Here is a 24,397-nt window from a genome sequence, read left to right on the forward strand (position 1 = left end):
CCACCCTACGCAGCGCGCACCCCCGGCGGCGGAGAGGCCGACATGTCAGAACGCCGGACCGGCTGAACTTCTCAGCGGGTCCGGCGTTCGAGGGCGAGGCGGTCAGGCCGGATGTCCGGGGGGCCGGGGACGGGAGCCCCGGCAGCCGGTCTCCCGGCCCGACGGGCGGAGCGTCACCGCTTGCCGGACTTGGCCCCCTTGGGGGTGGCCAGCCGGCTACCGCTCCAGTCCTTGCCCACGCTGGCACTCTTGGTCGCAGACAGACCCGCGGTCGTCGCCGCTTCGGCGATGTCGCTCGGCTCCACGTAGCCGTCACGGCCGGTCTTCGGCGTCAGCAGGAGGATGGCGCCGCCCTCTTCGATGTACGTGGTGGCGTCCACCAGTACGTCGGTCAGGTCGCCGTCGTCATCGCGGAACCACAGCACCACGGCATCGGCGACGTCGTCGTACTCCTCGTCCACGAGCTCGCTGCCGATGACTTCCTCAATGGCCTCGCGGAGCTCCTGGTCGACGTCGTCGTCGTAGCCGATCTCCTGGACCACCTGCTCGGGCTGGAACCCCAGCCTTGCGGCGGGATTCGTCCTCTCCTCCGCGTGGTCCGCGGTCGCGCTCACGGGTTGCCTCCTGATCATGTTTCTGGTCGGGGTCTCCCCGGGCTTTGTCGGAGCTAGGGGAGTCTTGTCGCCACGCGCGTACGCGAAGCATTGGCCGTAGTCCACACGGACGGGGCGGATCGCGCAAGTACCCGGCGGTCGAGACCGCCGAAACGGTGACGATCCTGGCGGTGTCGACGCAACTCCTGTCATGGAATCGCGGTACTTGGTGACACAGACCACACCATTCTGTCCGGTTTGTGGATTTCGGCACCCTCCGGGCTTGCGAGGCCCGAACGTCTTTGCGGAACGCGTCACGGACTGAGCGTATCGTTGCGTTTTGGCCGGGCACGTCCCAACGTACTGCGAGAACGTCCCGGTTACCTATCGGTAGAGGTGACGATTCCGTTCGCCGGGTACACGATGGGGAACGGTGTGAACACAGCGAAGTGCAGCCCCCTCTGACAGCGAAGGAACAGCGTGGCTTCCGGATCCGATCGCAACCCGATCATCATTGGCGGCCTTCCCAGCCAGGTCCCGGACTTCGACCCTGAGGAGACTCAGGAGTGGCTCGACTCCCTCGACGCGGCCGTCGACGAACGCGGCCGTGAGCGCGCCCGCTACCTGATGCTGCGGCTGATCGAGAGGGCCCGCGAGAAGCGCGTGGCCGTGCCCGAGATGCGCAGCACGGACTACGTCAACACGATCGCCACCAAGGACGAGCCGTTCTTCCCCGGCAACGAGGAGATCGAGCGCAGGATCCTGAACGCGACCCGCTGGAACGCCGCGGTGATGGTGTCCCGCGCCCAGCGCCCCGGCATCGGGGTCGGCGGTCACATCGCCACCTTCGCCTCCTCCGCCTCGCTGTACGACGTGGGCTTCAACCACTTCTTCCGCGGCAAGGACGAGGGCGACGGCGGCGACCAGATCTTCTTCCAGGGGCACGCCTCGCCGGGCATCTACGCCCGCGCGTTCCTCCTGGACCGGCTGAGCGAGCAGCAGCTCGACGCGTTCCGCCAGGAGAAGTCGAAGGCGCCGTACGGGCTGTCCTCGTACCCGCACCCGCGGCTGATGCCGGACTTCTGGGAGTTCCCGACCGTCTCCATGGGCCTGGGCCCGCTCGGCGCGATCTTCCAGGCGCGGATGAACCGCTACATGGAGGCGCGCTCCATCGCCGACACCTCCAAGTCGCACGTGTGGGCGTTCCTGGGCGACGGCGAGATGGACGAGCCGGAGTCGCTGGGCCAGCTCTCCATCGCGGCCCGCGAGGGCCTGGACAACCTGACCTTCGTCGTCAACTGCAACCTCCAGCGCCTCGACGGCCCGGTGCGCGGCAACGGCAAGATCATCCAGGAGCTGGAGTCGCAGTTCCGCGGCGCCGGCTGGAACGTCATCAAGCTGGTCTGGGACCGCACCTGGGACCCGCTGCTCGCCCAGGACCGCGACGGTGTGCTGGTCAACCAGCTGAACACCACGCCCGACGGCCAGTTCCAGACGTACGCCACCGAGACGGGCGCGTACATCCGCGACCACTTCTTCGGGCACGACCACCGGCTGCGCGCGATGGTCGAGGGCATGACCGACGACCAGATCCTGCACCTGGGGCGCGGCGGTCACGACCACAAGAAGGTGTACGCGGCCTTCGCGGCGGCCAAGGCGCACAAGGGCCAGCCGACCGTGGTGCTGGCGCAGACCGTCAAGGGCTGGACGCTGGGGCCGAACTTCGAGGGCCGCAACGCGACGCACCAGATGAAGAAGCTGACGACCGCGGACCTCAAGGGCTTCCGCGACCGGCTGCACATCCCGATCACCGACCAGCAGCTGGAGGGCGGCGCACCGCCGTACTACCACCCGGGCCGGGACTCGGAGGAGATCCAGTACATGCACGACCGCCGCAAGGGCCTGGGCGGGTACGTCCCGACCCGCGTCGTGCGGTCCAAGCCCCTCGCGCTCCCCGAGGACAAGACGTACGCGAGCGTGAAGAAGGGTTCGGGTCAGCAGTCGATCGCCACGACCATGGCGTTCGTACGGCTGCTCAAGGACCTCATGCGGGACAAGGAGATCGGCAAGCGGTTCGTGCTGATCGCGCCCGACGAGTACCGCACCTTCGGCATGGACTCGTTCTTCCCGAGCGCGAAGATCTACAACCCGCTCGGCCAGCAGTACGAGTCCGTGGACCGCGAGCTGCTGCTGGCGTACAAGGAGTCGCCGACGGGCCAGATGCTGCACGACGGCATCTCCGAGGCGGGCTGTACGGCCTCGCTGATCGCCGCGGGTTCGGCCTACGCCACGCACGGCGAGCCGCTGATCCCCGTCTACGTCTTCTACTCGATGTTCGGTTTCCAGCGCACCGGCGACCAGTTCTGGCAGATGGCCGACCAGTTGGCGCGCGGTTTCGTACTGGGCGCGACCGCCGGTCGTACGACCCTGACCGGTGAGGGGCTCCAGCACGCGGACGGCCACTCGCAGCTGCTCGCCTCGACGAACCCGGGCTGCGTCGCCTACGACCCGGCGTACGGGTACGAGATCGCGCACATCGTCAAGGACGGCCTGCGCAGGATGTACGGCCCCGACAGCGAGGACGTCTTCTACTACCTGACCGTCTACAACGAGCCGATCCAGCATCCGGCCGAACCGGAGAGCGTTGACGTGGACGGCATCCTCAAGGGCATCTACCGCCTGAAATCCGGCGACCAGGGGACCATCCCGGCGCAGATCATGGCCTCGGGTGTCGCGGTGCCGTGGGCGGTCGAGGCGCAGCGGATCCTCGCCGCCGACTGGAACGTGAAGGCGGACGTCTGGTCGGCGACCTCCTGGAACGAGCTGCGGCGCGAGGCCGTCGAGGTGGAGCGGCACAACCTGCTGCACCCCGAGGAGGAGCAGCGCGTCCCGTACGTGACGCAGAAACTGTCGGGGGCCCAGGGGCCGTTCGTGGCCGTCTCGGACTGGATGCGTTCCGTTCCCGACCAGATCTCCCGCTGGGTGCCCGGGACCTACCAGTCCCTGGGCGCGGACGGCTTCGGCTTCGCGGACACCCGCGGCGCGGCCCGGCGCTTCTTCCACATCGACGCGCAGTCGATCGTGGTCGCGGTGCTGACCGAGCTGGCACGCGAGGGCAAGGTCGACCGGTCGGTGCTGAAGCAGGCGATCGACCGCTACCAACTGCTCGACGTGCAGGCCGCCGACCCGGGGTCGGCGGGCGGCGACGCGTAGTCCGTACGTCACTTGAGGGGCGGTGGGGCCATGGGCCCCGCCGCCCCTTCGGCTTTCCTCTTCTCTCTACGATGCGGGGATGAAGGAGCAGTCGGCACAGGTCCGGTGGGAGCGGCGTACGCAGCGGCCGCTGCTGGGGTTCGCGCTGGCGTTCGCCGTCGCGTACGCCGTGCCGATCGTGTGGCCCGCGGCGGGCCGGCGCGTGACATGGGCGTGCTCGGCGGTGGAGTGGCTGGTGTGGGGCGTGTTCGCGGTGGACTACGGCGCGCGCCTCCTGCTGGCCGAGCGGCGCCGGGAGTTCGTCCGTACGCACTGGCTGGACCTGATCGCGGTGGTGCTCCCGCTGGTCCAGCCGATGCGGCTGCTGCGGCTCGTCGCCACCCTGCTGCTGGTCGGGCAACGGGCCCGGATCGCCTCGCAGATACGGCTCACGACCTATGTCGCGGGCGCGGTGGTGGGCCTGCTGATGTTCGGCTCGCTCGCGGTCCTCTCCGTCGAACGGGACTCGCCGGAGGGGAACATCAGGACGCTGGGCGACGCGGTGTGGTGGTCGTTCACGACGATGACGACGGTGGGGTACGGGGACCACGCCCCGACCACCGGCCTGGGCCGCGTGCTCGCGGTGGGGCTGATGCTCTCCGGCATCGCGCTGCTGGGTGTCGTGACGGCCAACATCGCCGCCTGGTTCATCTCCCGCTTCGAGATGGACGACGTCGAGGAACGCCGCCAGACCGCCGCGATCGTCGCGCTCACGGACGAGGTACGCGCCCTGCGGGCGGAGGTGGCCGCGCTGTCGCGGGGCCCGGCGCCCGAGGACGCGGCGCTCACAGCGGTGCCGCACCCGGGACCGGGTGCGGCGGAGGAGCACTCGCTGTAGTCAACGGCCGTGTGCGCCCCGCGAGCGGGTACGGCCGTGGCTGTGGACCGCGGTCAGAACAGTCCGGTGCCCGGCCCCGCGCCGACGAGCCACACGAGGGCCAGGAGCGTGTCGATCGCGCCCAGGACGACCGCGACGAGAGCCGCGACGGGACGGGCTCCGGCCCAACTGCGGCCCATCGCGAGCCAGCCGCAGACGATCGCCACCGGACCGAGGACGATCCCCAGTACGAAGAAGCCGGCGATCGCGCAGACAAGCCCGATGATCCCCAGAGTCGCGCGATCCGGCCCGGTCCGTGACCTCGTACGGTTACGTGACCGGGGGTGCCTGCGCGTGCTCTGTCCAAAGCCCGCCATCATCCATCAACTCCTGAACTCCCGGGAGAACTCGGTCGGTTCGGATCGATGTGCGGGTACCCCCGTATCCCGGCTTGAGACCTGACGGCGCGCTGCCCCCCTCCGGCAGCGCGCCGCGGTTCCGGTCGTCCTCCAGGTCGTACGGAGGACTTGACCCACTGTGACCTGCGGCGCGTGCCGGATGCCAGGGGGCTTTAGCGTTCTCACCCTGATAGGGGAAACAGCCCCTGGAACAGGGTCAGATGTGGCCCGCCCCGGCCCCGACGGCGTCCGCGTTGACGCCCCGCTTGGTGAGCATCGCGACGAAGACCGCGACGACCGCGACCGCGGCCGCGACCAGACAGGCCAGGCTCATGCCGGATATGAAGGTGTCGTGGGCGACGTCCGTGATCCGTGCGGCGATGTCGGCGGGGGTGCCGGGCGCGACCGGCGCGGCGCCGACCTGGACCGCCTCGGAGGCCGCGTCCGCCTGCTCCGGGGTGAGCGGGGGGAGCTTGGCGTCGGCCCAGTTGCCCGCGAGGTCGCCGTCGACCTTGGAGGCCATCACGGCGCCCAGTACCGCCGTGCCGAGGCTGCCGCCGATCTGCATCGCGGCCTGCTGGAGACCGCCGGCGACACCGGAGAGCTCCATCGGCGCGTTGCCCACGATGACCTCGGTGGCGCCGACCATGACCGGCGCGAGACCGAGGCCGAGACCGGCGAACCAGAGCGACATGACGGCGCTGCCGGTGCCCGTGTCCAGCGTCGACATGCCGTACATGGAGATCGCGGTGAGGGCCATGCCGCCGGCGAGCGGGATGCGCGGGCCGGTCTTGGTGATCAGGTATCCGGCCAGCGGGGAGCCGACGATCATCATCCCGGTCAGCGGGAGGAGATGCAGGCCCGCGTCGACCGGGCTCATACCGTGCACGTTCTGCAGGTAGAAGGTGACGAAGAACAGGCCGCCGAGGAAGGCGATGGCCATCAGGACCATCAGGACCACACCCGCGGACAGCGGCACCGAGCGGAACAGCGCCAGCGGGATCAGCGGCTCCTTGACCCGCTGCTCCCAGAGGGCGAAGAGCACGAAGCCGAGCACCGAGACACCGAGGAACGTCCACGTCAGGACGTCGCCCCAGCCCCAGGCCGGGGCCTTGATGAGCGCCCAGACCAGACAGAACATGGCCGCGGAGAGCAGGGCTATGCCGAGGAGGTCGAAGGAGCGGGGCGCGTTCTCCGCGCGGTGGTCGGTGAGGATCAGGATGCCGAGGACGAGCGCGAGGACGCCGACCGGCACGTTGATGAAGAACACCGACTGCCAGCTGACGTGCTGGACCAGCAGACCGCCGAGGATCGGGCCGCCCGCGGTGGAGGCGCCGATGACCATGCCCCAGATGCCGATCGCCATGTTCAGCTTCTCGGCCGGGAAGGTGGCGCGCAGCAGGCCGAGCGCGGCCGGCATCAGCAGCGCCCCGAACAGGCCTTGCAGGACGCGGAAGGTGACCACCAGGGCGATGCTGCTGGAGAACCCGATGGCTCCGGAGGCCGCGGCGAAGCCGATCACGCCGATGAGGAAGGTCTGCCGGTGACCGAAGCGGTCGCCGAGCTTGCCCGCGGTGATCAGGGTGACCGCGAGCGCGAGGAAGTAGCCGTTGGTGATCCACTGGACGTCGGCGAAGCTCGCGCCGAGGTCCTTCTGAATGGCCGGGTTGGCGATGGCCACGATGGTGCCGTCGAGGGCGACCATCATGACGCCCACGGCGACGGTGAACAGGGTGAACCACGGATGGCCGCGCAGCCCCGTGGTCGGCGTCGGCCCGGAGACGGGTGCCGGGGCCTTGTCGGCCGGGCCCGTCGCGTCGACGGTGGTCTGACTAGTCATGCGTTCGAGGCTAGTGACAGCCACTGACAGTTGACAAACCGATTCACAAGTCGGTAACTGTCACGCCACTCACGGATACCCTGAACAGGGCATACGGTTCAGAATGCGCAGAGTCCGGGTCGGGGACAGGCCGGAGAAGCAGGGTCGGGGCAAGCCGGAGAAGAGGGACCATGGACACCGCGGACCGCACCGGGTCGCCGGCACGGCCGGGGCTGCGCGAGCTCAAGAAGCAGCGCACTCAGGACGCGCTGCTGCGGACGGCCCTCGAACTCTTCATCGCCCAGGGGTACGAGCGGACGACCGTGGACGAGATCGCCGACGCCGTCGAGGTCTCGCAGCGCACCTTCTTCCGGTACTTCGCGGGCAAGGAGGACGTCGCCCTTCTCACCCAGCGCATCGCGGAGTCGCACTTCCTCGCCGCGGTGCGCCAACGCCCGCCGCATGAGGCCCCGTTGGAGGTGCTGCGGCGCTCGGTCCTGGAGAGCTGGGACACCATCGGCGAGGCGATCGAGGCCGTCATCCCGATCGAACTGCACATGCGCACCTTCCAGTTGATCGAGTCGACGCCCTCCCTGCTCGCCGTCCACCTGCGCCGTTCCGCGGAGCTGGAGGAGGAGATCGCGCGGCTGATCGCCGAGCGCGAGGGCCTCGACGTGGACGCCGATCCGCGCCCGCGCGTCGCGGTCGCCGTGTTCGGCGGGGTGATGCGCGTGACGGGCCGGCTGTGGGGCCGGGGCGAGGACGTCAGCGTCGAGGCGATCCGTGAACTGACCGCCCGCTATCTCGGCCACGTGGGACCCGCGTTGGCCGAAACATGGCGTACGGACTAACGGCAGCCGTACACCGAGGGGCCCGGCCGCCGCTCGCGACACCCCTCACCACACACACAGAGTCACATGTAACCCACATAAAGCCGGAGTTCACTCACCCAGCGTGAGCATTTAACTCAAACTGAACCCGCTTTGCCCTGATTACCCCACCAGAAACGTGATCCGCCTCACTCCGTTAACGCGAGACACACTTGTTCTCCTAGTGTGTCCTCCCAGTGACTTCCTTCGACGCATCCCCCCAACTGAACGTCTGGCGCGCACTCGCCGCGCTGGCCGTGGTCTTCGTGATGCTGGCCACCAGTGGCTGGACCGCGATCCACAGTCATCGGGGGTCCTCGGCCCTCGCCTCCTCGCGCTCCGCCTGGGAGCGCGGCACCCTCGCCGGACACCCGCTCCCGGACGCCGACTCCGCGCCGGGCGTCCTGGCCCGCTTCTTCGCCTCGCTCGACGCCGGCCAGCGCGACCGGCTCGCCCACCGCTACCCGCTCGCGGTCGGCAACATGAACGGGGCCCCGGTGGAGCTGCGCTACACGGCGAACCGCCTGGCCCTGGAGAAGCAGCGCAGGGTCGAGCGCGGACGCATGCACGACAACCGGCTCTCCGAACTCGGACAGCACGAGGCCGGCCGCCGTATGCACCGCTACGAGGACCTGCTCGAAAAGGGCCGCGAGATCCTCGCCTTCGATCCGAGGGGCGGAGGCCGGATCGCCGAGGTCTTCGGCGACCTCGACACCGCCGAGCGCGTCTCGGTCGTCGTACCCGGCGTCGACACCGACCTGCTCACCTTCCAGCGCACGTCGAAGAAGTACTCGGCGCCCGTCGGCATGGCACAGGCCCTCTACACGGCGGAGCACTCGGCGAGCCCCGCCACCGACACCGCCGTGATCGCCTGGGCCGACTACACCGCGCCCAGCGGACTCGGCATCGAGTCGGCCACCGCGATGCGCGCCGAGGACGGCGCGGTCCGGCTGAACGCGCTGGTACGGGCGCTGCCCGGCGACTCGTCGGTCGTCCTGTACTGCCACAGCTACGGCTCCGTGCTGTGCGGGGTCGCCGCCCGGAAACTGCCCCCGCGGGTCTCCGACATAGCGGTCTCGGGAAGCCCCGGCATGCGGGCCGACACCGCCGAGGGACTGCGCACCACGGCCCAGGTCTGGGCGATGCGGGACTCCGACGACTGGATCCAGGACGTACCGCATCTGGAGGTCGGCGGACTCGGGCACGGCGCCGACCCGGTGTCGGCGGCGTTCGGGGCGCGGGTGCTGTCCGCGCGGGACGCCAAGGGCCACACCGGTTACTTCGAGCCGGGCACCGACAGCCTCCACAACTTCGCGGAAATCGGCATCGGCTCATACGGCTCGGTGGACTGCGCGCGGCCGGATGACGCGTGCCGGACGGGTTTGTCCGGCGGGTCGTCGGCCTGACGCGCGTAGAAACGAGAGGAACCGCGGTCCGCCCAGGGTGGCGACGCGAGCCTGTGTGCCGCATACGATGGCCCGCATGGGTGACGTACTGGCCGGATTTCATGCCGCCTGGGAGTTCGAGTCCGACTCCGTGCTCATCCGCTTCGAACGGGGAATCCGCACGCCGAAGCTGTTCCAGGCGCTCGGCGAACGACGTATCCCGCTCGACGCGATCGCGGCGGTGACACTCACGCCCGGGAAGCGCGGCACGGTCGTGCTGCGCGCGGTCCCGAGACCCGGCGCCGATCCGCTCGTCGAGGCGGCGGCGGGGCAGCTCAAGGAAGGGTGCGATCCGTACCGGCTGGTGCTGCCGGCCGAGCGGGAGACGCTCGCCGAGTACTACGCGGACGAGCTGCGCGACCGGCTCTCGGCGGACGACGAACCCGCCGAGCGGTTTCTCGTCGCGCCTCCCGAGGCGCCGTTGCACTTCAAGGCGTACGACGGGAAGGCGTCCTTCGACGGACGGTCGGTGTCCTTCCGGTGGTTCTGGACGGGGGCCTCCTCCGCGAAGTGGAAGTCGGGGGACCAGACCTTCCCCGTCGCCCAGTTGACCGGCGTCGAGTGGCGCTCTCCCGAGATCTTCGAGGGGCACCTGCGGCTGCTGCGGCGTGATCCGGCGGTCGCGCAGCCGGCGCAGGCCGATCAGGATCCGGCGGCTGTGGTGTTCGGGCTCGGGTACGGGCCGGTGCATGAGTCGTTGCCGTTCGCTGCGGCTGTGCTGGCCGCGGTGCGGGGTTCTGGCGGGGCGCCTGTGCCGGTGGCTGCGCTTGCGGCTCACGCGGTTCGGCGTGATCCCGCGGATATCGCCGAGCGGATCCGGCACCTCGGGGAACTCCGCGACGCGGGCCTCGTCACGGACGAGGAGTTCTCCACGAAGAAGGCGGAGCTGTTGGCGGAGCTGTGACGGGGGCCACGCAGGATGTTTTCGCCCCCTCCGCCCCTACCCATTCCCGTCCCTCGGGGGCTCCGCCCCCGAACCCCCGCTCCTCAAACGCCGGAGGGGCTGAAACTTTTACCCCGGGCGGCGCTAGAGAGTTTCAGCCCGTCCGGCGTTTGAGGACGAGCGCGTCAGCGCGATGCGGGGGTCTGGGGGCGGCAGCCCCCAGGTACGGGACGGGTAGGGGCGGAGGGGGCGAGGAAACTACTCTCGGCCTGCTGACGTGAAAGTCATGTCGGCGTAGCGGTCGCCGGCGACCTGGGCGGCGATGGGCTCAAGGAGGGCGAGTTCGTCCGGGGTGAGGACGAGACGGGTCGCGGCGGTGTTCTCCTCGACGCGCTTCGCCTTGGTGGTGCCGGGAATCGGCACGACGGCAAGCCCGTGCACAGCCCCCCGCTGCTGCACCCAGGCAAGCGCGACCTGCCCGAGAGACACCCCGTGCGCGTCGGAGACAACCCGCACCGGCTCCAGCAACGCAGCGTTGACAGCGGCGTTGTCCCCGTTGAAACGGGGCTGGTGACGCCGGAAGTCCCCCTCCCCCAGATCGGTCGCGGCATTCGCGAAGGACCCGGTGAGGAACCCCCGCCCGAGCGGGGAGTACGGCACGAGCGCCACCCCCAGCTCAGCCGCCACCGGCACCACCCCCGCCTCGATGTCCCGGCTGAACAGCGACCACTCCGACTGGACGGCAGTGATCGGGTGCACGCCCTGCGCCGCACGCAGCTCGTCGCCGGTGACCTCGCTCAGCCCGAGCCGCTTGACCTTGCCCTCGCGCACCAGGTCGGCCATGACGCCGACGGTCTCCTCGATGGGGACGTTCACGTCACGCCGGTGCATGTAGTAGAGGTCGATCACGTCGACGTCCAGCCGACGCAGGCTCGCCTCGACGGCCTGCCGGATGTAGGGCGCGTCGTTGCGGATGATCCGCCTGGTCGGCTCGTCCGGCGGAATGGACAGGGCGAACTTCGTCGCGATGACGACCTCGTCGCGGTGCGCCTTGAAGAACGGGGACAGGAACTCCTCGTTCGCCCGATGTCCGTACGCGTCCGCCGTGTCGTAGAGCGTGACACCGAGTTCCAGTGCCCGCTCCAGGGCGGCCCGCGCCTCGTCGGCGTCCGCCGGGCCGTACGCGAAGCTCATGCCCATGCAGCCCAGGCCCTGCGCCCCGACCTCGGGGCCGCCGGTACCGAGCTCCAGCTTCGCGATCTCGCTGTCCGTCATCAGGACCTCTCCGACGCCAGGGCCCGCCCGGCGTCCGCGTAGAAAGTGATCTTGCGGTCGAGCACCGCGAGGGTGTCCTGGAGTTCGGCGATCCGGGACCGCACGTCCCTGCGGGTCGCTTCCAGGAGTTCGTAGCGCTCGAGGTAGGTGTCGTCGCCCTCGCGCACCAGCTCCGCGTAGCGCACCATGTCGGCGACCGGCATACCGGTCAGCCGCAGCTTGCCGACCAGGCCCAGCCAGTCCAGGTCGCGGTTGCTGTAGCGGCGCTGTCCGGTGTGCGAGCGGTCGATGTGCGGCATCAGCCCGATCCGCTCGTACCAGCGCAGGGTGTGCGCCGTCAGGCCGGTGTAGGCGACGACCTCGCTGATCGTGTAGCTGTCCTGCCCGTCGGGGCGCCGCAGCCGCTGCTCGGGCGGCGCGGCACAGACATCGGGACTGGTACCGGTCTCGGCGGCCTCGGCCGTGGTCTCCATCACCGTCATGACCACCACGCTAAAACCCTGGAGTGCACTCCAAGCAAGCGGAACCCATGAAAATCCCGTGACGTCGCCCGGTCGCCGTGTCTACGTTGTGGATCATGACTCCTGTACGCCGGGCCCTGCCCGAGGACGCCGAGGAAGTACTACGCCTGCGCCAGGTGATGATCGACTCGGTCTTCGCCACCGAGCCGTCGTCCAGTGCCTGGCACGCCGAGTCGCTTCCCACCGTACGCCGCAGGCTGGCCGAGACCGACGGGGACTTCGTGGCCTTCGTCGTCGACCACCCGGACCGGCCGGGCGCCCTGGCGGCACTCGTCGCCGGGACGGTCGACTACCGGATCGGGCGCGCGGACAATCCGCACGGCGCGATCGGATACGTCTTCAGCGTCGCCACCGATCCGGACGCGCGGCGCCGCGGCTACGCCCGTGCGGCCATGGAGACGCTCCTCGGCTGGTTCCGTGAGCGGGGCGTCACGGCGGTGGACCTCAGCGCCTCCGCCGAGGCCGAACCGCTGTACGCCTCGCTCGGCTTCGTGCGCAAGCCGGACCCCTCGATGCGGCTGCGCCTCTGAGCCGCTTAGGCTCCTACGCATGTCTCTGGAGAGCCTGGCGCTGATCGACAACTGGCCCGTTCCCACCGCCGCGGCGGCCGTCGTCCGCGCGGACGGCGCGGTGCTCGGCAGCCATGGGCCCGGCGACCGTGCCTTCGCGCTCGCCTCGGTGTCCAAGCCGCTCGCCGCGTACGCCGCCCTCGTCGCGTACGAGGAGGGGGCGATCGAGCTCGACGAACCCGCCGGGCCCGCCGGCTCGACCGTGCGCCATCTCCTCGCGCACACCTCCGGGCTCGCCTTCGACGAGCACCGGGTGACGTCCGCGCCCGGGGAGCGGCGGCTGTACTCCAACGCCGGGTTCGAGGTGCTCGGCGAGCACGTCGCCAAGGCGACGGACATTCCGTTCGCGGAGTATCTGCGGCAGGCGGTGCTCGATCCGCTGGGGATGGGCTCGACCACGCTCGACGGGTCGCCCGCCAAGGACGGGGTCTCGACGGTGGACGACCTGGTCCGTTTCGCGGCCGAGGTCCAGGCGCCGCGGCTCCTGGACCCTCGGACGGTCGCGGAGGCGATGACCGTCCAGTTCCCCGGTACGAAGGGTGTCCTGCCGGGGTACGGGCACCAGAAACCCAACGACTGGGGGCTCGGTTTCGAGATCCGCGACTCCAAGTCGCCGCACTGGACGGGGAGTTCGTCCTCGTCCGGGACCTTCGGGCACTTCGGGCAGTCGGGTACGTTCCTGTGGGTCGACCCCGTCGCGGGGGTGGCCTGCGTGGCGCTCGCCGACCGGGCGTTCGGGCCCTGGGCCGTCGAGGCGTGGCCGGTGTTCACCGACGCGGTCCTCGCCGAGCTGGGCTGAGTTCTGGGCTGAGCTGAGGGGTTTTTCGCCCCCTCCGCCCCTTCCCGTCCCGTTTCTGGGGGCTGCGCCCCCAGACCCCCCTTTCGCGCTTCGCGCTCGTCCTCAAACGCCGGACGGGCTGAGACCGGACGGGCTAAGAGCTGATCGCCGCCATCTCCCAGACCAGCAACTCCGCCGGTGAGCCCGCCACCGCCTCCACGTCCTTGGCGTCCGTGATGCGGGCCGCGTCGCCGGGGACCAGTTCCTCGTCCTCCAGGAGTACTTCGCCTCGTACGACGTGGACGTAGACGAACGCGGCGTCCGGAACGGCGGTCCGCTCCCCCGCCATCAGGCGGCGTACGTGGAGCATGGCGCCCGCCTCGGGGACGGCGTACGGCGTGGAGTCCGCGATGCCGTGGACGATCTCGTAGGCGGGGTCGCCGCCGGGCTCCAGCGGGGCCAGCCACATCTGGACGAAGGTCAGCGGCTCGGTGCCGTCGTTGCGTTCCACGTGCCTGACGCCGCCCCCGGCGCTGAGCCGCTGCACGTCACCGGGGCGGATCACCGACTCGTGGCCGCCGGAGTCGCGGTGGGTGAGCTCGCCCTCGACCACCCACGTGACGATCTCGGTGTGGCTGTGCGGGTGCTCGTCGAAGCCCGCGCCGGGGGCGAGCCGCTCCTCGTTGCAGGCGATCACGGCGCCGAAGCGGAGGTTGTCCGGGTCGTAGTGCGGGCCGAAGGAGAAGGCGTGGAGCGAGGAGATCCCGGCCTCCGGGTCCCCTCCGCTGTAGCGCTCGTCGGCGCGGCGGACATCCATCACAGGCCCACCGTAGCCCCGTACGCCGCGCACGCCCGGCGCCTGGGCGCGACCCGCCGCCGCACACCTCCGTCCGGATAAGGCAGTCTTGTCCCGTGCCCGAACCCGAAACCAGCAACACCGCTCGTCCTGCGCTCGACGCCCGCGCGCACGCGGCGACCCTGAAGCGACTGGAGAAGTCGTCCGGGAACCTCGCCGCCCAGGCCATCGCGCGGATGGACGAGACGCTGCCGTGGTACCGGGCCATGCCCCCGGAGAACCGTTCCTGGATCGGTCTCGTCGCCCAGGCCGGTATCGCCGCCTTCACCGAGTGGTTCCGGCGCCCGGACGCTCCGCAGGCCATCTCCACCGATGTCTTCGGGACCGCGCCGCGCGAGCTGACCAGGGCGATCACCCTGCGCCAGACCGTCGAGATGGTGCGCACCACGATCGAGGTGATGGAGAGCGCGATCGACGAGGTCGCGGCGCCGGGCGACGAGTCCGTGCTCCGCGAGGCGCTCCTCGTCTACGCCCGCGAGATCGCCTTCGCGACCGCCCAGGTGTACGCGCAGGCGGCCGAGGCGCGCGGCGCCTGGGACGCCCGTCTCGAATCGCTCGTCGTGAACGCCGTGCTGTCCGGCGAGGCCGACGAGGGCGCCGTCAGCCGGGCCTCGGCGCTCGGCTGGAACTCGCCCGAACATGTCTGCGTGGTGCTGGGCACGGCGCCCGACGGTGACAGCGAACTGACGGTCGAGGCGATCCGGCGGGCCGCCCGGCACGCCAAGCTCCAGGTGCTGACCGGGGTGCTCGGGGACCGGCTGGTCGTCATCGCGGGCGGCAGCGACAATCCGCTCGCCGTCGCCAAGTCGCTGATCGGCCCCTACGCCGCCGGGCCCGTGGTCGCCGGGCCCGTCGTGCCCGACCTGCTCGCCGCGACCCGCTCCGCGCAGGCCGCCGCCGCCGGACTCAAGGCCTGTTTCGCCTGGCAGGACGCGCCGCGCCCGGTGCTCGCGGACGATCTGCTGCCGGAGCGCGCCATCGCCGGTGACCCCGCCGCCCGGGACCAGTTGGTGGAGGAGATCTACAGACCGCTCGAAGAGGCCGGCTCCGCACTCCTGGAGACGCTCGCCGTCTATCTGGAGCAGGCGAGCAGTCTGGAGGGAGCCGCCCGGATGCTCTTCGTCCATCCCAACACCGTGCGCTACCGGCTCCGACGTGTGACTGACGTCACCGGTTGGTCGCCTTCCGATGTACGCTCCGCGTTCACGCTGCGCATCGCGCTGATTCTGGGACGTTTGGCCGACGGAGATCCTCAGGCCTAGGCTTTTGTCGGAGCCCTACAATTCCCCTTCGTGTTCTTCGTCCCTGTCCCCACGGGCGGTCGTGGCCGTCCACAAGAGAGAGTGTGAGTGTGCTCGTACTCGTCGCTCCCGGCCAGGGCGCCCAGACGCCCGGCTTCCTCACTCCTTGGCTCGACCTCCCCGGCGCGGCCGACCGCCTCGCCGGCTGGTCCGACGCCATCGGCCTCGACCTCGCCCACTACGGCACGCAGGCCGACGCGGACGCGATTCGCGACACGGCCGTGGCGCAGCCGCTGCTCGTCGCGGCCGGACTGCTGTCCGCCGCCGCGCTGGGCGAGGTGACCCCGGGCGCCGTGGCGGGCCACAGCGTCGGTGAGATCACCGCCGCCGCGTTCGCGGGAGTCCTGGAGGACACGGCGGCGCTGCGGCTCGTACGCAAGCGGGGTCTGGCGATGGCCGAGGCCGCCGCCGTCACGCGGACCGGGATGTCCGCCCTGCTCGGCGGGGACCCCGCGACGACGACCCCGCACCTGGAGAAGCTCGGTCTGACCGCCGCGAACGTGAACGGCGCGGGCCAGGTCGTGGCGGCCGGCACCCTGGAGCAGCTCGCCGACCTCGCGGAGAACAAGCCCGAGGGCGTACGCAAGGTCATCGCGCTGAAGGTCGCCGGCGCGTTCCACACGCAGCACATGGCGCCCGCCGTCGACGCGCTGGCCGAGGCCGCCGCGGAGCTGACTCCCGCGGACCCGCGGTTCGTGTACGTCTCGAACGCGGACGGCAAGGCGGTCACCACCGGCGGCGAGGTCGTCGCGCGGCTGGTCGGCCAGGTCGCCAACCCGGTCCGCTGGGACCTGTGCATGGAGACGTTCAAGGAGCTCGGCGTGACCGCGCTGCTTGAGGTGTGCCCCGGCGGAACCCTGACCGGTCTGGCCAAGCGCGCCCTGCCGGGTGTGCGGACGCTGGCGCTGAAGACCCCCGACGACCTCGACGCGGCTCGCGAGCTCGTCGCCGAGCACAGTGCCTGACAAGGAGCCCGAGAGCATGTCGAAGATCAAGCCGAGCAAGGGCGCCCCGTACGCGCGGATCCTCGGCGTGGGCGGCTACCGCCCCGTCCGGGTCGTGCCGAACGAGGTGATCCTTGAGACGATCGACTCCTCCGACGAGTGGATCCGCTCGCGCTCCGGCATCGAGACCCGGCACTGGGCGAACGACGAGGAGACCGTCGCCGCGATGTCCATCGAGGCGTCCGGCAAGGCCATCGCGGACGCCGGGATCAACGCCGGCCAGATCGGCGCCGTGGTCGTCTCCACCGTCTCGCACTTCAGCCAGACCCCGGCCATCGCCACCGAGATCGCCGACAAGCTCGGCACGGACAAGGCCGCGGCCTTCGACATCTCGGCCGGCTGCGCGGGCTTCGGCTACGGCCTGACCCTCGCCAAGGGCATGGTCGTCGAGGGTTCGGCGGAGTACGTCCTCGTCATCGGCGTGGAGCGGCTGTCCGACCTGACCGACCTGGAGGACCGCGCGACGGCCTTCCTGTTCGGTGACGGCGCGGGCGCGGTCGTGGTGGGCCCCTCCCAGGAGCCGCACATCGGCCCGACGGTCTGGGGCAGCGAGGGCGACAAGGCCGGCACGATCAAGCAGACCGTCCCGTGGGACCGTTTCCACATCGGCGACGTCTCGCAGCTCCCGCTCGACTCCAAGGGCGAGATCAAGTTCCCCGCCATCACGCAGGAGGGCCAGGCGGTGTTCCGCTGGGCCGTGTTCGAGATGGCGAAGGTCGCTCAGCAGGCGCTGGACGCGGCCGGGATCACCTCGGCCGACCTGGACGTCTTCATTCCCCACCAGGCCAACGAGCGGATCATCGACTCGATGGTGAAGACACTGAAACTGCCGGAGCACGTCACGGTCGCCCGCGACGTACGCACCACCGGCAACACGTCGGCCGCCTCGATTCCGCTCGCGATGGAGCGGCTTCTGGCGACCGGCGAGGCGAAGAGCGGCGACACCGCGCTCGTCATCGGCTTCGGGGCGGGTCTCGTCTACGCCGCCACGGTCGTTACCCTCCCCTAGGCACACCGGCCGGATATCTCCGGCCGGAGTAATGCCACACCCTCTGGATACATACCGAAGGAGCGCCGACATGGCCGCCACTCAGGAAGAGATCGTCGAAGGTCTCGCCGAGATCGTGAACGAGATCGCCGGGATCCCCACCGAGGACGTCCAGCTGGACAAGTCCTTCACGGATGACCTGGACGTCGACTCGCTGTCCATGGTCGAGGTCGTCGTCGCCGCCGAAGAGCGCTTCGACGTGAAGATCCCGGACGACGACGTCAAGAACCTCAAGACGGTCGGCGACGCGACCAACTACATCCTCAAGAACCAGGGCTGATCTCCCGGTCCCTGGACTGACTGCCCCGCCACCCGGCGGTGGCGCCGCTGAATCCTCGTATCCGTTGGAGAAAGAATTCCCGTGAGCCCGACCAATCGCACCGTGGTCGTCACCGGTATCGGCGCAACCACACCGCTGGGTGGCGACGCAGCCTCTACCTGGGAGGGCCTGGTCGCCGGACGTTCCGGCGTCCGCGCCCTCGACCAGGAGTGGGCCGCCGAGCAGGCGGTCCGTATCGCGGCGCAGATCGCCGTGGAGCCGGGCGAGGTCATTCCGCGCCCGCAGGCCCGCCGTCTGGACCGCTCGGCGCAGTTCGCGCTGATCGCGGCCAAGGAGGCGTGGGCCGACGCCGGTTTCACCGACAAGGCGGGCGACGACGCGAACGTCGACCCCGACCGGCTGGGCGCGGTCATCGCCTCCGGCATCGGCGGCGTGACCACTCTCCTCGACCAGTACGACGTGCTGAAGGAGAAGGGCGTACGCCGCGTCTCCCCGCACACCGTGCCGATGCTGATGCCCAACGGCCCCTCCGCCAACGTGGGACTCGCCGTGGGCGCCCGCGCCGGCGTGCACACCCCGGTCTCCGCCTGCGCGTCGGGCGCCGAGGCCATCGGCTACGCGATCGAGATGATCCGTACCGGGCGTGCCGACGTCGTCGTCGCCGGTGGCACGGAGGCGGCCATCCACCCGCTGCCCATCGCCGCGTTCGGCAACATGATGGCGATGTCCAAGAACAACGACGACCCGCAGGGTGCCTCGCGCCCCTACGACGTGGGGCGCGACGGCTTCGTCCTCGGCGAGGGCGCCGGCGTCCTGGTCCTGGAGTCGGCCGAGCACGCCGCCAAGCGCGGTGCCCGCGTGTACGCGGAGGCGGTCGGCCAGGGCATCTCCTCCGACGGGCACGACATCGTGCAGCCGGAGCCCGAGGGCCGCGGCATCGCGCACGCGCTGCAGAACCTGCTGGACAACACCGACCTGGACCCGGCCGAGATCGTGCACGTGAACGCGCACGCCACCTCGACGCCGGCCGGTGACGTGGCGGAACTGAAGGCGCTGCGCAAGGTCTTCGGCGACGACACCGACCACATGGCGGTCTCCGGCACCAAGTCGATGACGGGTCACCTCCTCGGTGGCGCGGGCGGCGTGGAGTCGGTCGCCTCGGTGCTCGCCCTGTACCACCGGGTGGCGCCGCCGACCATCAACGTCGAGAACCTCGACCCCGAGGCGGCGGCCAACGCCGACATCGTGCGGGGCGAGGCGCGGAAGCTGCCCGTCGAGGGCCGGATCGCCGCGCTGAACGACTCGTTCGGGTTCGGCGGCCACAACGTGGTGCTGGCGTTCCGCACGGTCTAGTTCCGGCCGTTCCGCTCACGTACGTGAAGGGCCCCCACCGATTCGGTGGGGGCCCTTGCGCGTGCGGTCGGGGCGGGCTCAGACGACCTGGTGGAGCCAGCGGACCGGGGCGCCCTCGCCCGCGTACCTGAAGGGCTCCAACTCGTCGTCCCACGGCTTGCCGAGGAGCCTGGCGAGCTCGGCCTCCAGGTCGGTCTCCCCGCGCTGGGAGCGCAGCAGGGCGGCGCGCAGCCGGTCCTCGGGGATCAGGATGTCGCCGTGGATTCCGGTGACGGCGTGGTAGATGCCGAGGTCGGGGGTGCAGCTGTAGCGCTCGCCCTCGGCTGTGGGGCACGGCTCGGAGGTGACTTCGAAGCGCAGCATCTGCCAGCCGCGCAGCGCGGAGGCGAGCTTGGAGGCGGTGCCGACCTCGCCCTTCCAGGAGAACTCGGATCTCCAGGTGCCCGGCGAGGCGGGCTGCCGGATCCAGTCGAGGTTGACGCGCGTGCCGAGCACCCCCGCGACCGCCCACTCGACGTGCGGGCACAGCGCGCGGGGCGCGGAGTGCACGTAGAGAACTCCACGTGTCGTCACTGGGGCCTCCGGACAGAGCGAGACATCTTGTAACTTAGCGGGACGGCAGTGGCGGGTTGGCCACGTGGCGAGGCTACCGTGCGGCGGCGCGGGGAGTGTGACGTACCGTCGGTCCCAGCGCGCAGAATCATTGAGGTTTCACCCAAGGGGACGCGGTGTTGACCGACCATGTTCGCCGGGGTATGGACCGACCCTGCACAACGAACGAGGGGACCTGGGGATGCGGAACCGTAGCCATCGTTCGCGGGCCGTCCTCGCTGTCGCGGCGGCGGCCCTGCTAGGTGTCGCCGGGTGCGACGCCACCGGTGGCGACTCCCCCGCGCCGAACGGCAGCACGGCCGCGGGCAGGCCGTCCCCGCGGCCCACACCGGCCTGGGACCGCAGCCCCGGGTCGGTGGCCGCGGTCGGCGACTCGATCACCCGTGGCTTCGACGCGTGCACGGTGCTGTCCGACTGCCCCGAGGCGTCCTGGGCGACCGGCAGCGACGCGGGGGTGCGGAGTCTCGCCGTACGGCTGCTGGGGGCGGCCGGGGCGGCGGAGCACAGCTGGAACTACGCGGTGACCGGGGCGCGGATGGCGGACCTGCCCGGGCAGATGGCGCAGGCCGTCACGCGTGAGCCCGACCTGGTGGCGGTGATGGCCGGCGCCAACGACGCCTGCCGCTCGTCCGTCTCGGCGATGACGTCCGTCGCGGAGTTCCGGACCGACTTCGAGGACGCGTTGGACACGCTGCGCGAGTCGCTGCCCAAGGCCCAGGTGTACGTGGCGAGCGTGCCGGACCTGAAGCGGCTGTGGTCCGAGGGCCGCACCAACCCGCTCGGCAAGCAGGTCTGGAAGCTGGGCATCTGCCCCTCGATGCTGGGTGACGCGGACTCCCTGGACGCGGCGGCGACGCTGCGGCGCGACACGGTGCAGGACCGGGTGGAGGCGTACAACACCGTGCTCGCGGAGGTCTGCGCCAAGGACAGGTACTGCCGTTTCGACGGCGGCGCGGTCTTCGACTACCGCTTCGGGACGGACGAGTTGAGCCACTGGGACTGGTTCCATCCGAGCAAGTCGGGGCAGGCCTGGCTCGCGGAGACGGCCTATCGCGTGGTGACGGCGAGGAAGCCGGTGGCGTAGGAGTTCGATCGGGAGGCGGTCCGGTGGCCTAGGCTCTGGATCATGTACGACGAACTCTTCGGCACGCTTGCCGACGGCACCCCCGTCCACCGCTGGACGCTGGAGCGGGCCGGTGCACGGGTGCGGGTCCTGACGTACGGCGGGATCGTGCAGTCGGTCGAGGTCCCGGACCGGGAGGGGCGGACCACCGACGTGGTGCTGGGCTTCCCCGACCTGGCGGGTTATCTCGCGCACCCCGAGCCGTACTTCGGGGCGCTGGTGGGGCGGTACGCGAACAGGATCGCGGGCGGGCGCTTCCCGCTCGACGGCCCGACGTACCACCTGGCGCAGAACAACGGCACCAACTCCCTGCACGGCGGCGAGCGCGGCTTCGACAAGCGCGTGTGGGACGCACAGCCGGTCGAGCACGGTGTCCGGCTGTCGCGGACCTCTCCGCACGGCGAGGAGGGTTTCCCCGGGAGCCTGGAGGTCTCGGCGACCTACACGCTGGACGTGGTCGGGACGGTCCCCGCGCTGCGGATCGCGTACGAGGCGGTCACGGACGCGCCGACGGTGGTGAACCTGACGAACCACACGTACTGGAACCTGAGCGGTTCGGGGAGCGCGGGCGGACACGAACTCCGGCTCGCCGCCTCGCGGTTGACGCCGGTGGACGAGGACCTCATCCCGACCGGTGAGTTCCTGGACGTGGCCGGCACCCGCTTCGACTTCCGTGCGGCGCGGAAGACGGGCACCGGGTACGACCACAACTTCGTGCTCGACAAGGGGCTGACCGGGACGGCGGTGGAGGTGGCCGAGCTGTACGACCCGGCGTCCGGGCGCGTACTGACCGTGGCGACCACCGAGCCCGGCCTCCAGCTCTACACCGCCGACCACCTCGACGGTTCGGTGCCCTACGCGCCCGGCGACGGCATCGCGCTGGAGACGCAGCACTTCCCCGACTCCCCGAACCGGCCGGAGTTCCCGAGCACCGAGCTGCGGCCCGGCGGGGTGTACCGGTCGGAGACCGTCTGGCGGTTCGCGGTCCGCGCCTAGGGCCCGCGGGACCAAAAGCTTGCCGAGCCCCGGCCCGGATGTCAGGTTCCGGACCGGGGCTGCTCAGGAGGGCGGGTCGGCCTGGCTCAGACCGTAATGCTCGACGCGACTCGGCGGTCCGCGATCGAGCGTCCTGCCTGGATCTCGTACGAACCCTTCACAAACGCCCACGAGTTCGCCGTCTCGTCCCATACCTCGAAGGCGCGGCGCGGGAGTTCCACCACGGCCTCGGCGCTCTCGCCCGGTCCCGCCTCCACACCGGCGAACCCGGCGAGCCACCGGGCGGGGCGGGCGCCGTCCGGCTCGGTGGGCGCCAGATAGACCTGGACGACCTCGCGGCCGGCCCGCTCACCGCTGTTGCGGATCCGGATCGTGGCCGTCGTGCCGTCGGTCTCGATCGACTCGTAGGTCCAGTCGGTGTAGCCGAGGCCGTGCCCGAAGGCGTACGAGGGGGTGGCGCCGGCTTTCTCCCAGGCCCGGTAGCCGATGAACACGTCCTCGGCGTACGGGAGTTCACCGTCCTCCGGGGCCACGCGGGTGACCGGGGCCGCCGCGAGGGAGCCCCAGGTCGTGGGCAGCCGCCCGCCGGGCTCGTGGGCGCCGGTGAGGACGTCCGCGAGGGCCGCGCCGCCCTCCTGGCCGGGGAACCAGCTCAGCAGGACGGCGGCGACCTCCTCGCGCCACGGGAGCTCCACCGGGGAGCCGGAGTTGACGATCACGACGGTGTTCGGGTTGGCGGCGGCCACGGCGCGGACCAGGTCGTCCTGGCGGCCCGGGAGGCGGAGGTTCTCGCGGTCGAAGCCCTCGGACTCGACGCGTTCGGTGGTGGCGACCACGACGACGGCGGTGTCGGCGGCGCGGGCCGACTCCACGGCCTCCGCGATCAGTTCGTCGGCGTCGCGGCGCGGTTCCTGGTGGGCGAGCGTGAAGGCGATCATCTTGACGGGGCTGTCCTTGGCGCGGGCGAGCGTGTGGGTGAGGGACACCTCCACCGGCCGGCCCGCGGTCAGTTCGGCAAGGGCATGGGGCACCGGGGCGCCGAAGAAGGTCTGGAAGGGGCTGTCCTCGTCGGTGCGCTGCACGTCGTCGTAGTACGTGGTGCCGTCGACGGTGAGGGTGAACGCGCCCAGGCCCTTGATGCCGAAGGTGTGCGTGCCGGTGTCACGCGGATTGAAGGTGCCGGTCAGTTCGACGGTGCGGAGGGCGTCGTGGGTGACGCCGTCCGGGAGGTCGTTGCCCGTCCACTGGATGTGGCCGTTGGGGGCGGCGCCTTCGCCGATGACGTCGCCGGACGCGTCGCGGCAGACGGCTCGGAGCTCGAACCCCCTGTCGGCGATGGCGAGTTCCTCGTTCGGGTCGGCTCCGACGTCGTACGTCAGGCTGCCCTCGGGAAGGGCCGCGGTGAGGCCGTCGAGGGGCGGGACGATCCGGGCGGGGAAGACGGTGGCGGAGCCGCCGCCGAGGACGCGGGCGTCGCGGGCGGCCGCACCGCTGAGCGCGACCGTGCCGGGGTGGAGCGGCAGGACCGCGTTCTCGTTGCGGACGACGTTGCGGACGAGCACGAAGGAGCGGCGGGCGATCTCGCGGGCCAGCGACTCGCCGTCGACGGTGGCGGGCGGCTCGGACACGACCGGTTCGGCGCCCTCCAGGATGCCCACGCGGGCGGCGACGCGCAGGACGTTGCGTACGGCGGCGTCGACCGCGGCCTCCGCGACCAGGCCGTCCCGCACCGCCTTGGCGAGCGGCTCGCCGTACACGGTGCGCGGGCCCGGCATGGCGACGTCGAGGCCGCCCTCGATGGCGGCGGACGTGGAGCGCGCGGCCCGCCAGTCGGAGACGTTGAAGCCGTCGAAGCCCCATTCGCCGCGCAGGATCCCGTTCACGAGGTGGCCGTGTTCGGACATGGTCGTGCCGTTGACCGAGTTGTAGGCGGTCATGACGCCCCAGGGGCGGGCGCTGTCGACGATGGCCTCGAAGGGAGCCAGGTAGAGCTCGCGCAGGGCGCGCGCGGAGACGAGGTTGTTCACCGTGAAGCGGTCGGTCTCGGCGTCGTTGGCGACGAAGTGCTTGACGGTGGTGGCCACGCCGCCGGACTGGACGCCCCGCACATAGCCGCCGCCGATCACGCCGGTCAGATACGGGTCCTCGCTGTACGCCTCGAAGTGCCGGCCGCCGAGCGGGGAGCGGTGCAGGTTCACGGTCGGCGCCAGCAGCACGTGAACCTGCTTGCGGCGGGCCTCCTGGGCGAGCAGGACCCCGGCGCGGTGGGCGAGATCGGGGTCCCAGGTGGCGGCGAGCGCGGTCGGGGACGGCAGCGCGACGGAGGGGTCGTCGACGGTCCAGCGGACGCCGCGGACACCGACCGGCCCGTCGGACATGACCAGCGAGCCCAGCCCGATCTCCGGGAGCGCGGGCAGCGACCACATGTCCTGCCCGGACAGCAGACGCGCCTTGGCGTCGAGGCCGAGCCTGCCGAGCGCCGCCTCGACGACCCTCTCACGGGCCCGGTCGGACGGGCTCTGCGCGGTCTCCGGCACGGCGGCACCTCCACGTTGAAGTCCCTGGAGTCTTTGACAGGCTCGCGGCGTCTCAATCCTGTCCAGGG

22 protein-coding genes are annotated in these 24,397 nt (G+C 70.8%); 14 read left to right on the forward strand and 8 right to left on the reverse strand.

Annotation, left to right across the window (positions count from 1 at the left end; all coding sequences use genetic code 11):
* Positions 1 to 173 precede the first annotated feature (173 nt).
* Positions 174 to 614 carry a DUF3052 domain-containing protein gene (locus ACIP79_RS15400; RefSeq protein ID WP_383679461.1) on the reverse strand — a complete coding sequence of 147 codons (441 nt, stop codon included), beginning with the start codon at positions 612 to 614 and terminating at the stop codon, positions 174 to 176.
* 459 nt (positions 615 to 1,073) lie between these two features.
* On the opposite strand from ACIP79_RS15400, the gene aceE reads away from it, so the two are divergent.
* Both aceE and ACIP79_RS15410 read left to right on the forward strand, forming a co-directional pair.
* The gene (aceE, locus tag ACIP79_RS15405; RefSeq protein ID WP_401223306.1) at positions 1,074 to 3,806 is read left to right on the forward strand and encodes a pyruvate dehydrogenase (acetyl-transferring), homodimeric type; all 2,733 of its coding nucleotides are present in this window, start codon (positions 1,074 to 1,076) and stop codon (positions 3,804 to 3,806) included.
* Positions 3,807 to 3,885: 79 nt separating this feature from the next.
* Positions 3,886 to 4,683 carry a potassium channel family protein gene (locus ACIP79_RS15410; RefSeq protein ID WP_401223308.1) on the forward strand — a complete coding sequence of 266 codons (798 nt, stop codon included), beginning with the start codon at positions 3,886 to 3,888 and terminating at the stop codon, positions 4,681 to 4,683.
* A gap of 53 nt (positions 4,684 to 4,736) precedes the next feature.
* Here the strand turns inward: ACIP79_RS15410 and ACIP79_RS15415 are convergent, their stop codons facing one another.
* The gene (locus ACIP79_RS15415; RefSeq protein WP_401223310.1) at positions 4,737 to 5,042 is read right to left on the reverse strand and encodes a small hydrophobic protein; all 306 of its coding nucleotides are present in this window, start codon (positions 5,040 to 5,042) and stop codon (positions 4,737 to 4,739) included.
* A gap of 235 nt (positions 5,043 to 5,277) precedes the next feature.
* On the reverse strand, positions 5,278 to 6,900 hold the full coding sequence (locus ACIP79_RS15420; RefSeq protein ID WP_401223311.1) for an MFS transporter: 1,623 nt from the start codon (positions 6,898 to 6,900) through the stop codon (positions 5,278 to 5,280).
* A 170-nt stretch (positions 6,901 to 7,070) separates the two neighbouring features.
* Here ACIP79_RS15420 and ACIP79_RS15425 point away from each other — a divergent pair, with 170 nt between their 5' ends.
* The 3 genes from ACIP79_RS15425 (at position 7,071) to ACIP79_RS15435 (ending at position 10,097) form a co-directional block, all read left to right on the forward strand.
* The gene (locus ACIP79_RS15425) at positions 7,071 to 7,730 is read left to right on the forward strand and encodes a TetR family transcriptional regulator (RefSeq protein ID WP_401223312.1); all 660 of its coding nucleotides are present in this window, start codon (positions 7,071 to 7,073) and stop codon (positions 7,728 to 7,730) included.
* A gap of 215 nt (positions 7,731 to 7,945) precedes the next feature.
* Positions 7,946 to 9,154, forward strand: coding sequence for an alpha/beta hydrolase (locus tag ACIP79_RS15430; RefSeq protein ID WP_401223314.1), 1,209 nt, complete (start codon positions 7,946 to 7,948; stop codon positions 9,152 to 9,154).
* A gap of 76 nt (positions 9,155 to 9,230) precedes the next feature.
* Positions 9,231 to 10,097, forward strand: a complete 867-nt coding sequence (locus ACIP79_RS15435) for a DUF4429 domain-containing protein (RefSeq protein ID WP_401223315.1) — start codon at positions 9,231 to 9,233, stop codon at positions 10,095 to 10,097.
* A 237-nt stretch (positions 10,098 to 10,334) separates the two neighbouring features.
* On the opposite strand, the gene ACIP79_RS15440 is transcribed toward ACIP79_RS15435, so the two are convergent.
* A complete protein-coding gene (locus ACIP79_RS15440) occupies positions 10,335 to 11,351 on the reverse strand; it encodes an aldo/keto reductase (protein WP_401223316.1) in 1,017 nt (338 codons plus the stop codon).
* Complete coding sequence (locus ACIP79_RS15445; RefSeq protein ID WP_401223318.1) at positions 11,351 to 11,833, reverse strand: MerR family transcriptional regulator; 483 nt, start codon at positions 11,831 to 11,833, stop codon at positions 11,351 to 11,353. The genes ACIP79_RS15440 and ACIP79_RS15445 overlap by 1 nt, the downstream gene beginning before the upstream one ends.
* 95 nt (positions 11,834 to 11,928) lie before the next feature.
* On the opposite strand from ACIP79_RS15445, the gene ACIP79_RS15450 reads away from it, so the two are divergent.
* Positions 11,929 to 12,402: a GNAT family N-acetyltransferase gene (locus tag ACIP79_RS15450; protein ID WP_401223319.1), complete on the forward strand. Its 474-nt coding sequence runs from the start codon at positions 11,929 to 11,931 to the stop codon at positions 12,400 to 12,402.
* Between the two features lie 19 nt (positions 12,403 to 12,421).
* The gene (locus ACIP79_RS15455; RefSeq protein ID WP_401223320.1) at positions 12,422 to 13,240 is read left to right on the forward strand and encodes a serine hydrolase domain-containing protein; all 819 of its coding nucleotides are present in this window, start codon (positions 12,422 to 12,424) and stop codon (positions 13,238 to 13,240) included.
* A 133-nt stretch (positions 13,241 to 13,373) separates the two neighbouring features.
* Here the strand turns inward: ACIP79_RS15455 and ACIP79_RS15460 are convergent, their stop codons facing one another.
* A complete protein-coding gene (locus ACIP79_RS15460; RefSeq protein WP_401223446.1) occupies positions 13,374 to 14,036 on the reverse strand; it encodes a pirin family protein in 663 nt (220 codons plus the stop codon).
* A 95-nt stretch (positions 14,037 to 14,131) separates the two neighbouring features.
* Here ACIP79_RS15460 and ACIP79_RS15465 point away from each other — a divergent pair, with 95 nt between their 5' ends.
* From ACIP79_RS15465 to ACIP79_RS15485, 5 genes are all read left to right on the forward strand, one after another.
* The gene (locus ACIP79_RS15465) at positions 14,132 to 15,337 is read left to right on the forward strand and encodes a PucR family transcriptional regulator (RefSeq protein ID WP_401223322.1); all 1,206 of its coding nucleotides are present in this window, start codon (positions 14,132 to 14,134) and stop codon (positions 15,335 to 15,337) included.
* 89 nt (positions 15,338 to 15,426) lie between these two features.
* Complete coding sequence (locus tag ACIP79_RS15470; RefSeq protein ID WP_401223448.1) at positions 15,427 to 16,341, forward strand: ACP S-malonyltransferase; 915 nt, start codon at positions 15,427 to 15,429, stop codon at positions 16,339 to 16,341.
* A 16-nt stretch (positions 16,342 to 16,357) separates the two neighbouring features.
* Positions 16,358 to 17,389, forward strand: a complete 1,032-nt coding sequence (locus ACIP79_RS15475) for a ketoacyl-ACP synthase III (protein WP_401223324.1) — start codon at positions 16,358 to 16,360, stop codon at positions 17,387 to 17,389.
* 70 nt (positions 17,390 to 17,459) lie between these two features.
* A complete protein-coding gene (locus ACIP79_RS15480; RefSeq protein ID WP_365438688.1) occupies positions 17,460 to 17,708 on the forward strand; it encodes an acyl carrier protein in 249 nt (82 codons plus the stop codon).
* A gap of 81 nt (positions 17,709 to 17,789) precedes the next feature.
* Complete coding sequence (locus tag ACIP79_RS15485; RefSeq protein ID WP_401223326.1) at positions 17,790 to 19,061, forward strand: beta-ketoacyl-[acyl-carrier-protein] synthase family protein; 1,272 nt, start codon at positions 17,790 to 17,792, stop codon at positions 19,059 to 19,061.
* 78 nt (positions 19,062 to 19,139) lie between these two features.
* Here the strand turns inward: ACIP79_RS15485 and ACIP79_RS15490 are convergent, their stop codons facing one another.
* Positions 19,140 to 19,634, reverse strand: coding sequence for a DUF3145 domain-containing protein (locus ACIP79_RS15490; protein WP_387188323.1), 495 nt, complete (start codon positions 19,632 to 19,634; stop codon positions 19,140 to 19,142).
* Between the two features lie 220 nt (positions 19,635 to 19,854).
* On the opposite strand from ACIP79_RS15490, the gene ACIP79_RS15495 reads away from it, so the two are divergent.
* Both ACIP79_RS15495 and ACIP79_RS15500 read left to right on the forward strand, forming a co-directional pair.
* A complete protein-coding gene (locus ACIP79_RS15495; protein WP_401223327.1) occupies positions 19,855 to 20,757 on the forward strand; it encodes an SGNH/GDSL hydrolase family protein in 903 nt (300 codons plus the stop codon).
* Positions 20,758 to 20,799: 42 nt separating this feature from the next.
* A complete protein-coding gene (locus ACIP79_RS15500) occupies positions 20,800 to 21,792 on the forward strand; it encodes an aldose epimerase family protein (RefSeq protein WP_401223329.1) in 993 nt (330 codons plus the stop codon).
* 86 nt (positions 21,793 to 21,878) lie between these two features.
* On the opposite strand, the gene ACIP79_RS15505 is transcribed toward ACIP79_RS15500, so the two are convergent.
* Positions 21,879 to 24,329 carry a beta-glucosidase gene (locus tag ACIP79_RS15505; protein ID WP_401223331.1) on the reverse strand — a complete coding sequence of 817 codons (2,451 nt, stop codon included), beginning with the start codon at positions 24,327 to 24,329 and terminating at the stop codon, positions 21,879 to 21,881.
* Between the last annotated feature and the right edge of the window lie 68 nt (positions 24,330 to 24,397).

The organism is Streptomyces sp. NPDC088747, assembly GCF_044751025.1.
In the GTDB taxonomy this organism is placed as follows: Bacteria; Actinomycetota; Actinomycetes; order Streptomycetales; family Streptomycetaceae; genus Streptomyces.